Source organism: Pseudomonas sp. MF4836 (genome assembly GCF_002018875.1).
In the GTDB taxonomy this organism is placed as follows: domain Bacteria; phylum Pseudomonadota; class Gammaproteobacteria; order Pseudomonadales; family Pseudomonadaceae; genus Aquipseudomonas.
Genome location: NZ_MVOL01000008.1, coordinates 165,211 through 180,752, shown reverse-complemented (window position 1 = coordinate 180,752; position 15,542 = coordinate 165,211). Strand labels below are relative to the sequence as shown.

The 15,542-nt window shown below is 62.0% G+C and carries 14 protein-coding genes; 9 read left to right on the top strand and 5 right to left on the bottom strand.

From position 1 onward, the window contains the following. Window positions 1-77 precede the first annotated feature (77 nt). Entirely contained in the window at window positions 78-1,727 is a 1,650-nt protein-coding gene (locus MF4836_RS19735) for an acyl-CoA dehydrogenase family protein (RefSeq protein ID WP_078471663.1), read from the bottom strand. Window positions 1,728-1,799: 72 nt separating this feature from the next. Then, on the bottom strand, window positions 1,800-4,196 hold the full coding sequence (locus MF4836_RS19730) for a hybrid sensor histidine kinase/response regulator (RefSeq protein WP_078471662.1): 2,397 nt from the start codon (window positions 4,194-4,196) through the stop codon (window positions 1,800-1,802). 289 nt (window positions 4,197-4,485) lie between these two features. Here MF4836_RS19730 and MF4836_RS19725 point away from each other — a divergent pair, with 289 nt between their 5' ends. From MF4836_RS19725 to MF4836_RS19710, 4 genes are all read left to right on the top strand, one after another. Next, the gene (locus MF4836_RS19725; RefSeq protein ID WP_078471819.1) at window positions 4,486-5,283 is read left to right on the top strand and encodes a hydroxymethylpyrimidine/phosphomethylpyrimidine kinase; all 798 of its coding nucleotides are present in this window, start codon (window positions 4,486-4,488) and stop codon (window positions 5,281-5,283) included. A gap of 16 nt (window positions 5,284-5,299) precedes the next feature. After that, window positions 5,300-5,923, top strand: a complete 624-nt coding sequence (thiE, locus tag MF4836_RS19720) for a thiamine phosphate synthase (protein ID WP_078471661.1) — start codon at window positions 5,300-5,302, stop codon at window positions 5,921-5,923. A 17-nt stretch (window positions 5,924-5,940) separates the two neighbouring features. Beyond that, window positions 5,941-7,224 carry a glutamate-1-semialdehyde 2,1-aminomutase gene (gene hemL, locus MF4836_RS19715; RefSeq protein ID WP_020295299.1) on the top strand — a complete coding sequence of 428 codons (1,284 nt, stop codon included), beginning with the start codon at window positions 5,941-5,943 and terminating at the stop codon, window positions 7,222-7,224. 223 nt (window positions 7,225-7,447) lie between these two features. Continuing rightward, entirely contained in the window at window positions 7,448-8,002 is a 555-nt protein-coding gene (locus tag MF4836_RS19710; protein ID WP_020295298.1) for a tetratricopeptide repeat protein, read from the top strand. 132 nt (window positions 8,003-8,134) lie between these two features. On the opposite strand, the gene MF4836_RS19705 is transcribed toward MF4836_RS19710, so the two are convergent. After that, on the bottom strand, window positions 8,135-8,461 hold the full coding sequence (locus MF4836_RS19705; protein WP_020295297.1) for a DUF1820 family protein: 327 nt from the start codon (window positions 8,459-8,461) through the stop codon (window positions 8,135-8,137). 133 nt (window positions 8,462-8,594) lie between these two features. Here MF4836_RS19705 and miaB point away from each other — a divergent pair, with 133 nt between their 5' ends. The 5 genes from miaB to lnt all read left to right on the top strand — a co-directional run bounded on the left by miaB (window position 8,595) and on the right by lnt (window position 14,022). Beyond that, entirely contained in the window at window positions 8,595-9,977 is a 1,383-nt protein-coding gene (miaB, locus tag MF4836_RS19700; RefSeq protein WP_078471660.1) for a tRNA (N6-isopentenyl adenosine(37)-C2)-methylthiotransferase MiaB, read from the top strand. A 170-nt stretch (window positions 9,978-10,147) separates the two neighbouring features. Next, entirely contained in the window at window positions 10,148-11,158 is a 1,011-nt protein-coding gene (locus MF4836_RS19695; protein WP_020295295.1) for a PhoH family protein, read from the top strand. Beyond that, window positions 11,151-11,609, top strand: a complete 459-nt coding sequence (gene ybeY / locus MF4836_RS19690) for an rRNA maturation RNase YbeY (protein WP_020295294.1) — start codon at window positions 11,151-11,153, stop codon at window positions 11,607-11,609. The genes MF4836_RS19695 and ybeY overlap by 8 nt, the downstream gene beginning before the upstream one ends. A gap of 41 nt (window positions 11,610-11,650) precedes the next feature. Continuing rightward, window positions 11,651-12,490, top strand: coding sequence for an HlyC/CorC family transporter (locus MF4836_RS19685; protein ID WP_020295293.1), 840 nt, complete (start codon window positions 11,651-11,653; stop codon window positions 12,488-12,490). A gap of 8 nt (window positions 12,491-12,498) precedes the next feature. Continuing rightward, entirely contained in the window at window positions 12,499-14,022 is a 1,524-nt protein-coding gene (lnt, locus tag MF4836_RS19680) for an apolipoprotein N-acyltransferase (protein ID WP_078471659.1), read from the top strand. 55 nt (window positions 14,023-14,077) lie between these two features. Here lnt and MF4836_RS19675 read toward each other — a convergent pair whose 3' ends face one another. Continuing rightward, a complete protein-coding gene (locus MF4836_RS19675) occupies window positions 14,078-14,839 on the bottom strand; it encodes a YdcF family protein (protein ID WP_078471658.1) in 762 nt (253 codons plus the stop codon). Window positions 14,840-14,965: 126 nt separating this feature from the next. Next, the gene (locus MF4836_RS19670; protein ID WP_078471657.1) at window positions 14,966-15,292 is read right to left on the bottom strand and encodes a hypothetical protein; all 327 of its coding nucleotides are present in this window, start codon (window positions 15,290-15,292) and stop codon (window positions 14,966-14,968) included. Between the last annotated feature and the right edge of the window lie 250 nt (window positions 15,293-15,542).

The following is a 15,542-nucleotide window of genomic DNA, read 5'->3' as shown; positions in this document are numbered from 1 at the left end:
TGATCTTGCAGGCGTTCATCTTGCCTGCATCGCCGCCTCACGGGAACCGCCCAATCGCTACCAGCCCCCAAGGTTGATCAAAAGGCCTGGGGCGTGCAGCGTGCCACTATCGCCGCGACATCCAGGCCCCGCGGCAAGATGCCGTAGACGCGCCCGGCATTGCCCAGGCGACTGGCGATAAAGGCATCACTGACGGCCGCATTGCCCGCCTCCAGCAACAGCTTGGCCTGCAACCCGAGCGCAATGTCTTCAGTGAGCTGCCGCGCGCGGTACTGGATATCGTCGGTGTCCTTGAACGCCTGTTGCAGCGTGGTGATATGAGCGGCCAGGCGTTTATCGCCATGACCATCGCCAAGCTCGGCGAACAACACATCCAGCACCCCGGGCTCTTTCGACAGGGCACGCAGCACATCGAGGCACTGCACATTGCCCGAGCCTTCCCAGGTCGAGTTGACCGGCGCCTCGCGGTACAGCCGCGGCAGGATGCTTTCTTCCACGTACCCGGCGCCGCCCATGCACTCGGCGGCTTCGTTGATCATGGCCGGCGCCCGCTTGCAGATCCAATACTTGCCCACTGCCGTCACCAGCCGCGAGAACTTGGCCTCCTGGCCATCATCCAGGTGATCCAGGGCCCGTCCCATGCGCAGGCTCAAGGCCAGGGCCGCTTCGCTTTCCAGGGCCAGATCGGCGAGGACGTTCTGCATCAGCGGCTGCTCGGCGAGCACCCGGCCACCCACCAGCCGATGGGCGCAATGATGGCTGGCCTGGGTCAGCGCCTGGCGCATCAGCGAGCTGGAGCCGACCATGCAATCGAAACGGGTCATGGCCACCATCTCGATGATGGTCGGCACCCCGCGTCCTTCCTCGCCCACCATCCATGCCAGGGCGCCGCGGAACTCCACTTCGCTGGAAGCATTGGAGCAGTTGCCGAGCTTGTTTTTCAGGCGCTGGATATAGAACTGATTGCGGCTGTCATCAGGGCGATGCCGGGGCAGCAGGAAACAGGTCAGGCCCTTTTCGGTCTGGGCCAGAGTCAGGAAGGCATCGCACATCGGCGCCGAACAGAACCACTTGTGCCCTACCAGCTCATAGGCCTGCCCGGGACCACCCGCTCCCACCGGATAAGCCCTGGTGGTGTTGGCCCGCACATCGGTGCCACCCTGTTTCTCGGTCATCGCCATGCCGATGGTCACACCGGCCTTGTGCGCGATGCCGACGTTGCGCGGGTCGTACTCGGTGGCCAGCACCTTGGGCAGCCATTGCTCGGCCAGGTCGGGCTGCAACTTCAACACCGGGACGCAGGCAAAGGTCATGGTCAGGGGGCAACCGCTGCCGGCCTCGGCCTGGCTGTGCAGGTAAGTCATCGCGGCGCGAGCCACGTGGGCACCGGGCTGGGCGTCGGTCCAGGGCAGCGACGGCAAGCCATGTTCGACGGCAGTACGCATCAACTGGTGATAGGCCGGATGAAACTCCACCAGGTCCAGGCGATGCCCAAAACGATCATGGCTGACAAACACCGGCTTGTTCTGATTGGCCAGGAAACCCGCCTCCATCAGCGGGCCACCGGCCAGCGCCCCATAGGCATCGATCCGCGGCTCGGCCCAGGCGCCGCCAAAACGCCGGGTCCACTCCTGCAGGGGCAGGTCGATGCGATACAGGTTGATGCCATCCAGAGACGGCGGCTGGTTGGTAACTTCGTGGGTTTCAGCGAACTGGTGCAGGTTCATGACGGGGCTCCTGAAGGCGTGACTGGCCTCAGTTAAGCACCCCACCCCCGGGGTTCAAAGTGTCATATACGCCTAAATATCGGCACTTTCACCCTGCTCAGGACAGAGCACACGCTTGAACAGCACCACCTGTAACTCCTCGAATTTCACCGGCCGGGCCACGTGTTCGATCCAGCCATAAGCCGTGCAATGTTCGCGCTCGGCAGCATGGGTGCAAGCCAGCGCCACCAGCACCGGCAACCTGGCGCAACCAGGCAAGGCCTGCACCTGGGCGCTGAACGCCGTGGCGTCCTGGGCGCTGATCTGGCAATCAAGCAGCACCCCATCCACCTTCTCCACCCGCAGCTGCTCCAAAGCCTGCGCGGTGCTGTCGACGCTGAGCACCCGATAACCGAGCTTGAGCAACATGCCACGCACCACCAACTGATTGATGCTGTTGTCATCCACCAGCAGCATCGTGCAATCCTCCGGCACCCGCCGGCACACCGAGCGCGCCTGGAACACCGAAGGGGTGTGCAGAGCGTGACTGACGTCCACTTCGAACTCGACCTCCAGGCGGAAGCAACTGCCGCGCCCCGGCTCGGACTCATGGGTCAGGTGGCCCCCCATCAGCTCAATCAACTGCCGGCAAATGGCCAGACCCACACCCAACCCGCCATATTCCCGGGTCATTGAGCTGTCGAGCTGGAAAAACCGCTGGTACAGGGTCGCCTCGTCCAGATTGACGAAGCCGATCCCGGTGTCGATCACGGCCAAGGTCAGCGCCTGGCGCCCATCAACCTCCGGCTTGGCGGTGATACGCAGGACCACTCCACCGACACGGGTAAATTTGATGGCATTGTCCAGCAGGCACTCCAGGCATTGATTGAGCTTGCCGCGATCACCCAGCAAGCGGTCCGGCACCCCGGCCGCCAGGTCGACATCGAACCCCAGGGCCTTGCCCGAGGCATTGGCCGCAAACTGCAGGCGCAGGCCATCAACCATCGAACGCAGGCTGAACGACTCGCGCTGCGCGCTGAGCTTGCCAGCCTGCAATTCGGTCAGGGTGAGGATGCCGTTGACCATGCGCATCATGTCCCGCGCCGAGCCGGCGGCGGTTTGTTGATATTGCTCAAGCTCCGGATCCAGATCGAGGGTCTGCATCAGTTCCAGGGAGCCGATCACCCCATTCATCGGGGTGCGCAATTCGTGGGTCAGGGTGGCCAGGAACTCGTCCTTGAGCCGATTGCTGTGGGCCAGTTGCTGGTTCAGCACTTCAAGCTTCTGCCCGGCATCGAACAGGGTCTGCGCCTGCTGCTCGCGCATCGAGTTGATCCGGTCGGCCAGGGCCAGGGACAGCAGCGCCACCTCGATCGCCGAACCGATCTGGCTGGCGTACATGGTCAGGAACACGTTAGGCAGGTAACCGAGCACCATCAGGGTGTTGATCACCCCGCCGAACAGAAACGCCGACCAGGCGATGATGAAATAGCGTGCCACGCGCAAGCCTCGGTACCAGACCACAATCCCGGAAACGAAGATCACCACGGTAAAGATCAGGGCCAGGCCGGTCGCCAGGCGCAAGGCCAGGGCGTAGCTGGTCATCAGCGACAGGCCCAGCACCACGGCGCTGCAGGCGATCAGCACTAACAACAGGCGATCAACCCAACGGCTGTGGCTTGAGGTCTGCAGGAAACTGCGGGCGAACTGGCTGCCGAACAGCGCGGCCGAGGCGATGAAGAATGGCGTGGCGGCGTTGGCCCACCATGGGTTGTTCGGCCAGAAATACTCGACCGCCGCGCCGTTGACCGAGAGCTGGTACAGGCCGAACGAGGCGATATAGAAGATGTAGTAGAGGTAGCTGGTGTCGCGCACGCTGAGGTAGATGAACAGGTTGTAGATCAGCATCCCCAGCAGCACGCCGTAAATCAGGCCCAGTACGTACAGGCGCATCGGCTGCGCCTCGAGGTAGGCGGTGCTCGACCAGAGGGTCAGCGGGGCCTGGATCGAACCCTCGCTTTGCAGGCGCAGGAACACCGTCTTGTGCTCGTTGGGCGCAAAACTCAGGTCGAACAGGTAGTTGTTCTGGCGGATCTGCCGGCTGTCGAAGGGCAAGGCGTCGCCCGTTCGGCCAGCCAGGCGGTAGCCGGAGCCTTCATCGGGCAGATAGAGGTCGAGATGGTCCAGCGGTGGGTAAGCCAGTTCCAGCAACCAGGTGCGCTGCGCAGTGGAGTTGCCGGGCCGGTAATCCAGGTCGACTTTCAACCAGAACACCGAGTGCGAGTAACCGGCATTGAGGGTGGGCTTTTCGTGGGTTTTGAAATTGCCAGCCAAAGCCTGTGAACTGACTTCGGCGATGGTCGCCTCGCCACTCACATCTTCGAACACCTGCATGACCTGGCCCAAGGGCAGGCGCTGAGTGAACTCGTCGAACTCGACCGCGCCAGCCAACATTGGCACACACAACAGCAACATCAACAAATAGCGCATAAAGCCCCAGCGTGGCCTGTCCGGTTGTGTCAAAAAGCCCCCATTCCTTTTGAGCAGACGTAAAACCGGCATTACCTGTTATTGGTTTGGATCCACTCTAGCATAGCCGCTGATGGCCATTGAGCACCATTGAAAATTTTAGTCTAAAGGCTCTAGAACGGGCATTTCAGCGCTATCCATTGAGCTAGAGCTGTTCGTTCAGTCAAGTCGATTCATGGGAAGCTGCGACTCGGCGCAAAGGCGCGCCGAGAGCCGCGAAAAAAAACGTTTGGTGGTAAGCTCGCGCACCATGAATATCTACAGCTCTCGCCCCGTTGTCCTCTGTCTCTCCGGCCACGACCCAAGTGGTGGCGCCGGCTTGCAGGCAGATATCGAAGCCCTGCTCGCCCAGGGTTGTCATGCAGCTCCGGCTGTGACCGCGCTGACCGTGCAAGACACGGTCAACGTCAGCGACTTCCGGGTCCTGGATCGTGAGTGGGTACTGGCCCAGGCCAACGCCGTGCTCAATGATTCGACCGTGGCCGCGGTCAAGCTCGGCATGCTCGGTTCCCTGGAGATGGTCGACACCGTAGTCGAACTGCTCCAGGCGCATCCACATTTGCCGATGGTCTGCGACCCGGTGCTCAGGGCCGGCGGCGGCGGGCGCCTGGGTAAGGATGAAGTCGGCTATGCCATGCGCGAGCGCCTGTTGCCGATGGCCACCATTGCCACTCCCAACCTCCCTGAAGCACGAATCCTGGCCGAATTGCCCGAAGGCACCGCCGATCAGTGCGCTGAAAAACTCCTGCCGTTCGTCAAACACCTGCTGATCACCGGCGGCCATGGCGACGAGCACCAGGTGCATAATCGTCTATATAGTCGCGACGGCCTGCGTGAAACCTACACCTGCCAGCGGCTGCCCGGCAGCTATCACGGCTCCGGCTGCACACTGGCCAGCGCCCTGGCAGGCCGCCTGGCCCAAGGGGAACACTTGGCCAGCGCAGTGAAAACCGCTCTGGATTACACCTGGCGCACCCTGCGCGACGCCGAACAACTGGGCAAAGGCCAGTTCGTACCGCGCCGCCTGCCCCTGGATTTCTGCTCGTAACGCCTTGAGGCTTTCAATGAAACTACGTGGCCTGTACGCCATCACCGACAGTCAATTGTTGGCCGGCAAGTTTCCGCAGTACGTGGAGGCCGCGCTGGATGGCGGCGTGACGCTGCTGCAATACCGCGACAAGAGCAACGACGAGGCCCGTCGCCTGCGCGAGGCCGAGACCCTGCAGCGACTGTGCGAGCGCTACACGACCCAACTGATCATCAACGACGACGCCGAGCTGGCGGCGCGCATTGGTGTCGGCGTGCACCTGGGCCAGACCGATGGTCCGTTGACGCCCGCCCGGGCCCTGCTCGGGCGCAAGGCAATCATCGGCTCGACCTGCCACAGCCAACTCGCACTCGCCGAGCAGGCCGCCAAGGAAGGCGCGAGCTATGTCGCCTTTGGCCGCTTTTTCAACTCCAGCACCAAGCCCGGCGCACCGAGCGCCGACCTTGAACTGCTGGACCAGGCCCGCGCCAGCCTGCACCTGCCGATCTGCGTGATCGGCGGCATCACCCTCGACAACGCCGCGCCACTGGTGGCCCATGGCGCCGACCTGCTGGCGGTGGTCCACGGCCTGTTTGGTGCATCGAGCACCCAGGAAGTAACGCGCCGCGCCCGCGCCTTCAACGACTTATTCAATTGCTGATTGCTGAGAGCCCGATCATGTCCCGTTCCGAAACTCTGTTTGCCAATGCCCAGAAACACATCCCCGGCGGCGTGAACTCGCCCGTTCGTGCGTTCAAGAGCGTTGGCGGTACCCCGTTGTTCTTCAAGCACGCCGAAGGCGCCTACGTCACTGACGAAGATGACAAGCGTTATGTCGATTACGTTGGCTCGTGGGGCCCGATGATCCTCGGCCACAGCCACCCGGACGTGCTGGACGCGGTACGCAAGCAGCTGGAACATGGCCTGTCCTACGGCGCGCCGACGGCCATGGAAACCGAGATGGCGGACCTGGTCTGCTCCATCGTGCCGTCGATGGAGATGGTGCGCATGGTCAGCTCCGGCACCGAAGCCACCATGAGCGCCATCCGCCTGGCCCGGGGCTTCACCGGCCGCGACAGCATCATCAAGTTCGAAGGCTGCTACCACGGTCACTCCGACAGCCTGCTGGTAAAAGCCGGTTCCGGCGCGCTGACCCAGGGCGTTCCAAGCTCGGCCGGTGTTCCTGCGGCGTTTGCCAAACACACCCTGACGCTGCCGTTCAACGATATCGCAGCGGTCGAGAAGATGCTGGGCGAAGTCGGCCAGGAAGTGGCCTGCATTATCGTCGAGCCAGTGGCTGGCAACATGAACTGCGTGCCGCCGGCGCCGGGCTTTCTCGAAGGCCTGCGCAGCCTCTGCGACCAGCACGGCGTGGTGCTGATTTTCGATGAAGTGATGACCGGCTTCCGGGTCGCCCTCGGCGGCGCCCAGGCCCATTACGGCGTGACTCCGGACCTGAGCACCTTCGGCAAGATCATTGGCGGCGGCATGCCGGTCGGCTGCTTCGGCGGCAAGCGCGAGATCATGCACCACATCGCCCCGCTGGGCCCGGTCTACCAGGCCGGCACCCTGTCGGGCAACCCGCTGGCCATGGCTGCCGGCCTGACCACCTTGCGCCTGATCAGCCGCCCGGGCTTCCACGCCGAACTCAGCGACTACACCAGCCGCCTGCTCGACGGCCTGCAACAGCGTGCCGATGCCGCAGGCATACCGTTCGTCACCACTCAGGCAGGCGGCATGTTCGGCCTGTACTTCAGTGGCGCCGACGACATCGTCACCTTTGACGACGTCATGGCCAGCGACGCCAACCTGTTCAAGCGCTTCTTCCACCTGATGCTCGAAGGTGGCGTGTACCTGGCGCCGAGCGCCTTCGAGGCCGGCTTCACCTCGATCGCCCACGGCGATGCCGAGTTGAAACTGACCCTGGACGCCGCAGAACGCGCATTTGCCGCATTGAAGTAAAGCCCGCCTCAACCGCCGCCAGCATTTGCGGGCGGCGGTTGTACCTCGTCACTCGCTGTTTGCGCCCCGCAAAGCAATAAATCCGCCGAAAGCTGCGGATATAGCGCCCGCGCAGCAGAAAAACGAGTAAAGACTTTGTAAGGTTGGCCCTGCTTATTTCATAATGCGCGCTTATTGGATCCCTCGATGGGTCCGCGTGCCCTCCAGAGGTAAGTCGATTCCCATGAACCGCACCGGCCGCGCCCTTGCATTGGGCTGCCTGTTGCTCCTTCAGCCCCTGCTCGCGCACGCACAAGCGGGCGGCAACTCGTTGTTGATCCCAGCGATGGGTCGCTGCACCCTGAATACTCAGCCGCAAGACCTGGCCGAGGCGCTCGCCGCCTGCCAGAAAGCGTCCGATGAAGGCGATGCACAAGCACAGTACGAGTTGGGCGAGTTCTATTACGAGGGCAAGGGCGCACCGCGCGACCTCAACCTGGCCCTCAGCTACTTCGAGAAAGCCTCACTGCAAGGCCACGCTCAGGCACAGTTCAAGCTCGGAACCATGTTTTTCCACGGTGAAGGCGTGCCCGCCAATAACGTCCAGGCGTATATCGTGCTGAAAATGGCGGCGGTCAACGGTGCCGAAGATGCGCTGGATACGGCCGACGAAGTCGCCGAGCACATGCAGCGTGATGAACTGGAAGTAGCGACCCAGGTGCTGGGGCAGATCTTCCGCAAATACCTGATGGAGCTGCAGAGCGCCGACGGGCGTTCGCCCTTCTCCCCTCTGCCCTGAGCTGTATTCAGGGAGTGCAGCACTCCCCTCGAGCCGATCACGGCACTTACCTTAATGAATCGCAGGGGTAGATTTGCGCCTGCCTCGCTGTCGAGCGAGGGTACACGCCCTCGCTCAGCAACTGTGCCGATACTACTTTTCGGGCATCGGCATCGGGAACGGCATGACGTTGCTCATGCCGCGGGCTTCGCTGATCTTCGGTGTGCCCAGACGCTCCACTTCGTCGATGCGCACGATGGAATGCATCGGCACAAAACTGCGGACCACGCCTTCGAACTGCGCCTTGAGCTTCTCTTCGCTCGGATCGACGACCACCTGGGTGCGCTCGCCAAAGACGAACTCTTCCACCTCCAGGAAACCCCACAGATCACTTTGATAGATCTGCTTGGCGTACATTTCGAACACCTGGCCCTGGTTGAGGAAAATCACCTTATAGATTGGAGCTTCACGTTTGGTCATGGTGGGCGGGTAACACATCGGGGGATATAAAAGAGGGCGCGAACTATAGCATGGCACCCGATGCACAGTGCTAGGAACCTATCGGCATGCCCCCTATAATGCGCGGTTCTTTACCACCAGTTGACGATCCCCCATGGCCAAGAAGCTTTACATCGAAACCCACGGTTGCCAGATGAACGAGTACGACAGCTCGCGCATGGTCGACCTGCTGGGTGAACATCAGGCCCTGGAAGTCACTGCCCGCGCTGAAGATGCCGACGTCATCCTGCTCAATACCTGCTCGATCCGCGAGCGCGCCCAGGACCGGGTGTACTCCCAGCTCGGCCGCTGGCGCGAACTGAAACTGGCCAACCCGGACATGGTGATCGCCGTCGGCGGTTGCGTGGCCAGCCAGGAAGGCGCGGCGATCCGCGATCGCGCACCCTACGTCGACGTGGTCTTTGGCCCGCAAACTTTGCACCGTCTGCCGGAAATGATCGACGCGGCGCGCATCACCAAACTGCCGCAAGTCGACGTCTCGTTCCCGGAAATCGAAAAGTTCGACCACCTGCCGGAGCCGCGCATCGATGGCCCAAGCGCCTATGTGTCGGTCATGGAAGGCTGCAGCAAGTACTGCACGTTCTGCGTCGTGCCCTACACCCGCGGCGAAGAAGTCAGCCGGCCCTTTGACGATGTGATCGCCGAGATCATCCACCTCGCGGAAAACGGTGTGCGTGAAGTCACCCTGCTGGGGCAGAACGTCAACGGCTATCGCGGTCTGACCCATGACGGGCGCCTGGCTGACCTGGCCGAGCTGATTCGAGTGGTGGCCGCGGTCGACGGCATCGAGCGTATTCGCTACACCACCTCGCACCCTCTGGAATTCTCCGACAGCCTGATCCAGGCCCACGCCGAAGTCCCGGAGCTGGTGAAACACCTGCATCTGCCGGTACAATCGGGCTCCGACCGGATCCTCGCGGCCATGAAGCGCAACCACACGGCCCTGGAGTACAAATCCAAGCTGCGCAAACTGCGCGCGGCGGTACCCGGCATCTGCATCAGCTCCGACTTTATCGTCGGCTTCCCGGGCGAGACTGAAAAAGACTTCGAACAGACCATGAAGCTGATCGAAGACGTCGGCTTCGACTTTTCCTACTCGTTTGTCTACAGCCAGCGTCCGGGCACCCCGGCTGCCGACCTGGTCGACAACACCCCGGAAGAGCTAAAAAAAGAACGCCTGAATGCTCTGCAGCACCGATTGAATCAGCAAGGCTTCGAGATCAGCCGACAAATGGTCGGGTCGATCCAGCGGATCCTGGTCACCGACTATTCGAAGAAAGACCCTGGCGAACTGCAGGGCCGGACCGAGAACAACCGCATCGTCAACTTCCGCTGCGACAACCCGACCTTGATCGGCCAGTTCGCCGACGTGCACATCGATGCCGCCCAGCCGCACTCGCTGCGCGGATCATTGCTGCCTGCAACCGAGCAAAGCGGCACCGCGAGAGAAGTCGGTGCGCCTGCCACCGTGGCCTGAAGGATTGCCGCTCGCGTGAGCTGAACAACCTCACAACAGCCTGACCAGCGCTCACACTGGTCAGGCTGGGTTGCCGAGGACCTGCTCCACTATTTAAGTGCTTTCGCACCCGCGCCACTGGCGTTATCCTTGATTTCATCTTAATTGCCCCAGGGCGGCTTAAAACGACCTTGAACGCACCCATAGAACCACATCGCTTCCTCCTCGAGCCTTTTGAGGCTCGCCGCTTCGCCAACCTGTGCGGACAATTCGACGAGCACCTGCGCTTGATCGAGCAACGCCTGAGCATCGAGATCCGCAATCGCGGAAACCAGTTCGAACTCATTGGTGAATCCAGACTCACCGCCTCCGCGGAAAACCTAATTCGCCGCCTGTACCGGGAAACCAAGGGGACCGAGCTGTCGCCGGAAACCGTGCACCTGTACCTGCAGGAATCCGCCGTAGAGGATCTCGCCAACAACCCGGTGGCCGAAGCCAGCGTTGCGTTGCGCACCAAGAAAGGCATGATTCGCCCACGCGGCCTGAATCAGCAGCGCTACGTCAAAGAGATCCTCAATAACGACATCAACTTCGGCATCGGCCCCGCCGGTACCGGCAAGACCTACCTGGCCGTGGCCTGTGCCGTCGACGCACTGGAACGCGAGCAAGTGCGACGCATCCTGCTGGTACGCCCTGCAGTCGAAGCCGGTGAAAAACTCGGTTTCCTGCCCGGCGACCTGGCGCAGAAGATCGACCCCTACCTGCGCCCGCTGTACGACGCGCTCTACGAGATGCTCGGCTTCGAATACGTGGCCAAACTGATCGAACGCCAAATCATCGAGATCGCCCCGCTGGCCTACATGCGCGGCCGCACCCTGAACAACAGCTTCATCATCCTCGACGAAAGCCAGAACACCACCGTCGAACAGATGAAGATGTTCCTGACCCGTATCGGCTTCGGCTCGACCGCGGTGATTACCGGCGACATCACCCAGGTCGACCTGCCCAAAGGCACCAAGTCCGGACTGTCCCAGGTCATCACCGTGCTCAAGGACGTCCCGGGCATCAGCTTCACTCACTTCCTGGCCAAGGACGTGGTGCGCCACCCGCTGGTCCAGCGCATTGTCGAAGCCTACGACCGCTTCGAAAACCCTGCGCCCGAAGAGCCAACTGCAGAAAAAGGCCATCGCCACGATGCTTGAGCTTGATCTGCAACTGGCCAGTGACAAGCCTGCCCCCAGCGAGTCCCAGTTCCGCCAATGGTGCGAACTGGCCTTGCGCCAGCGCAGCGCCGACTCCGAGCTGACCATTCGCCTGGTGGACGAGCCTGAAGGGCGCGAGCTGAACCACACCTGGCGCCACAAGGATTACGCCACCAATGTGCTGTCGTTCCCGGCCGATGTGCCGGACGAGCTGCTGGATATTCCGCTGCTCGGCGACCTGGTGATCTGCATTGAAGTGGTCGAACGCGAAGCGGCGGAGCAAGGCAAGGAACTTGAGGCCCATTGGGCACATCTAGTCATTCACGGCTGCTTGCATCTACTGGGTTACGACCATATAGATGACGACGAAGCCGAAGAAATGGAAGCACTGGAACGAACGTTGCTTGCAGAACTGGGTCATCGCGACCCTTATGCCGACGACGAGTCTTAATTACATCCACCTGTAACAACCAAGGATTTAGAGTAATCGCTATGAGCGAAGATCGATCGAGCAACGGGCAGAAGTCATGGCTGGGTAAGCTCACCCAGGCTTTTGCCCATGAGCCGAAAAACCGCCAGGAGCTGCTGGAGCTGCTGCGCGAAGCCCATCAGAACAAGCTGCTGGACAGCGAAGCGCTGGCCATCGTCGAAGGCGCCATCCAGGTTGCGGACCTGCAAGTTCGGGACATCATGGTCCCGCGCTCGCAGATGATCAGCATCAAGGCGACCCAGACCCCGCGCGAGTTCCTGCCCGCAGTCATCGATTCCGCGCACTCGCGCTACCCGGTGATCGGCGAAAGTCATGACGACGTGATGGGCGTCCTCCTGGCCAAAGACCTGCTGCCGCTGATCCTCAAGGAGAACGGCGACAGCTTCAACATCAAGGATCTGCTGCGCCCGGCGACGTTCGTGCCCGAGTCCAAGCGCCTCAATGTGCTGCTGCGCGAGTTCCGCGCCAACCACAACCACATGGCGATCGTCATCGACGAATACGGCGGCGTCGCCGGCCTGGTGACCATCGAGGACGTGCTGGAACAGATCGTCGGCGACATCGAGGACGAACATGACGTCGAGGAAGACAGCTACATCAAGCCGTTGCCCAGCGGCGACTTCCTGATCAAGGCACTGACGCCGATCGAGAACTTCAACGAGTTTTTCGACAGCGAGTTCTCCGACGATGAATTCGACACAGTGGGTGGCCTGGTGATGAGCGCGTTCGGGCACTTGCCCAAGCGTAATGAAATCACCGAAATCGGCGCCTATCGCTTCCGCATCCTGAATGCCGACAGCCGCCGGATCCACCTGCTGCGCCTGACCCCTATCTCCCGCTAAGGACTGACATGCGTTGGATCACCCGCCCCGGCTGGCCCGGTAACCTGCTGGCCGTGGCGGCTGGCGCAATCACCACCCTGGCCCTGGCACCGTACGATATCTGGCCGCTGGCCCTGCTGGCGGTCGGCTTTTTCTACGCCGGCCTGCGTGAGCTGACACCCCGTCAAGCCCTGGGCCGTGGCTGGTGCTTCGGCTTTGGCCTGTTCGGCGCCGGCACCAGCTGGATCTACGTCAGCATCCATACCTACGGCGGCGCCTCAGCGCTGCTGGCCGGCTTGCTGATGCTGGCATTCATTGCTGCAATCGCCTGGTTCTTCGCCCTGCCCGCCTGGCTCTGGGCACGCTGGCTGCGGCGCAATGAAGCGCCCCTGGCCGACGCCCTGGCGTTCGCTGCCCTGTGGCTGGCCCAGGAGGCCTTTCGCGGTTGGTTCCTGACCGGCTTCCCATGGCTCTACTCCGGCTACAGCCAGCTCGATGGCCCCCTGGCCGGGCTCGCGCCATTGGGCGGCATGTGGCTGATTTCTTTCTCCCTCGCCCTGACCGCTGCGCTGCTCTACAACCTGCCGCGATTGATCCGGGCCGGACGCAAAGGCTTTATCGTCGCCGGCCTGCTGCTACTGGCTGCACCCTGGGTAATCGGCCTCAGCCTCAAGGACCACGCCTGGACCAGCCCATCGGGCAAGCCGCTGTCCGTTGCCGCCATTCAGGGCAACATCGAACAGAGCATGAAATGGGACCCGGCCCAGCTCAACGCGCAACTGGCGCTGTACCGCGACATGAGCTTCAGTTCCAAGCCTGTGGACCTGCTGATCTGGCCGGAAACCGCGGTCCCCGTGCTCAAGGAGTCTGCTGAAGGCTACTTGGCGATGATGGGCAACTTTGCGGCTGACAGGCATTCCGCGCTGATCACCGGGGTTCCGATTCGCCAGGAACTGCGCCACGAAAAACGCTTCTTCAACGGCATCACCGTGGTTGGCGAAGGCGATGGCACTTACCTGAAACAGAAGCTGGTGCCCTTTGGCGAGTACGTGCCCCTGCAGGACCTGCTGCGCGGCCTGATCGACTTCTTCAACCTGCCGATGTCGGACTTCGCCCGTGGCCCCGCCGACCAGCCGCTGCTGCAGGCCAAGGGTTATCAGATCGCACCGTTTATTTGTTACGAGGTGGTTTACCCGGAATTCGCCGCCGGCCTCTCGGCTCGCAGCGACTTGTTGCTGACCATCAGCAACGACACCTGGTTCGGCACCTCGATCGGCCCCCTGCAGCATTTGCAGATGGCTCAGATGCGCGCCCTGGAAGCCGGGCGCTGGATGATCCGTGCCACCAACAACGGGGTGACCGGGCTGATCAACCCGTTTGGCAAGATCACCGTGCAGATTCCGCAGTTTGAGCGCGGGATTCTCTACGGCGAAGTGGTGCCCATGCATAACCTCACGCCCTATCTGCAATGGCGCTCATGGCCATTGATCATCCTGTGCGGGCTGTTGTTTGGCTGGGCGTTGCTGGCCAGTCGTATTGCCAAGACCGTTTGACCCGACGCCGGCAAGCCGTTCCCGCCCGTGGCTGCGGGCCCTGGCTTGTCGGCCCTCAGCGATAGAACAGCTTGTAGCCCACCTGCCCCACGGCTTCGTTCAACAACTGGCCGCTCTGCCAGATCGACTTGAACTCCGGCATCCAGCCGCCCAGCGGCCGCGCATTATCCACCCCCAGAAAACACACCGGCGCCGGCACCACGGTAAAACCTGCCTGCTCGAAGCTCCAGGCCGCACGCGGCATGTGCCAGGCCTGGGTCACGACCACCACTCGCTTGATGCCCTGGGGCAACAGCACTTCGGCGCTGAACTGAGCATTCTCCCAAGTGGTGCGGCTGCGCCCTTCCTGCCAGCGCACCGCCACCCCGAAGTCCCCCATCAACGACTCGGCCATCAGCGCAGCCTCGGTCGGCGGCGTGCCATAGTGCAAGCCGCCACTGGTCAATATCGGCAGGCCAGAGGCCTTGGCCAGTCGCGCGGCATAGCGCTCACGCTCGAGGCCCACACCGGTGGGCTGGTCATACCCCCATGCCGGATCGCCCCGTTCGCGCCCGGAACCCAACACCACAATCGCATCCGCCCGCTCGGCCAGCGCCGCCCACTGATCTGTCGCCAGCGCCGGCTCGCGCTCCAGGGCTCTGGCACCCCACTCCACCATCACCGGCAGACTCATCAGCCAGAAACCGCCCAGGCCAAGGGCAAAACACAGCCCGGCCAAGCGTGGGCGCGTTTTACGAAACCACCAGGCAACGGCCAGCAACAGCAATAGGACACCGGGCGGCAAAAGCAATTGTTTGATGAAATAACGAAAGGGCATCGGGCATCTCCAAAGATGCCCAAAGCCTATGTGGATAGACGCCCTGCAACAACAGGCGCGAGATGAATTTCAAACCTCAAGGCCCGCGCCAGCAGCCGGAGGCAGACCAAAACGAGCAGCTCAGGGCTACTTGCACCTCAGGGAACGGGCCTTTACCTGCTCCCTCAATGGCAGCCTGTCTTTCAACCAGATGACTTTGGCTGAACGTGGCGCTGCGCACTGCCTCAAACTCTCCAGCACGCCTGCCTGCGTCATACGCTCACTGCGATCCAGATACGCCTTGACCAACTCGAACTCGGCGCGACTCAGACCTCGCAACTCCAGCTCCAGCTCCAGGGGACGCTCATCGCGCAAGCGACCCGCCGTTTTTGCTGCATCCAGCGCCAATGCCAAACGATCTATAAGCTTTTCGTACAACTCGGGTTTTGTAGCTTTTTGCTGCGACTCAGCCATCCGCTCACCTCATTGAAGATCAGTCTTGCTCCCCAATTTCAGCTTAGCCGGGCAGATGAAAGCGGCCTGGCGCCGCGACCAACGGCCCAGGGCGCGCAATCAGGGTTTCCCTCGGCAGAGCGCGGTCATGTATGCTACGGCGCTTCCTGTAACTCCACTTCCAGCTCGACTGGGCCTCGAAAACGCCGTATCTGGCGCCATCACCGCCCAACGTTGCAATGAAGAGGATTAGGCCACCCCTATTCAGTTC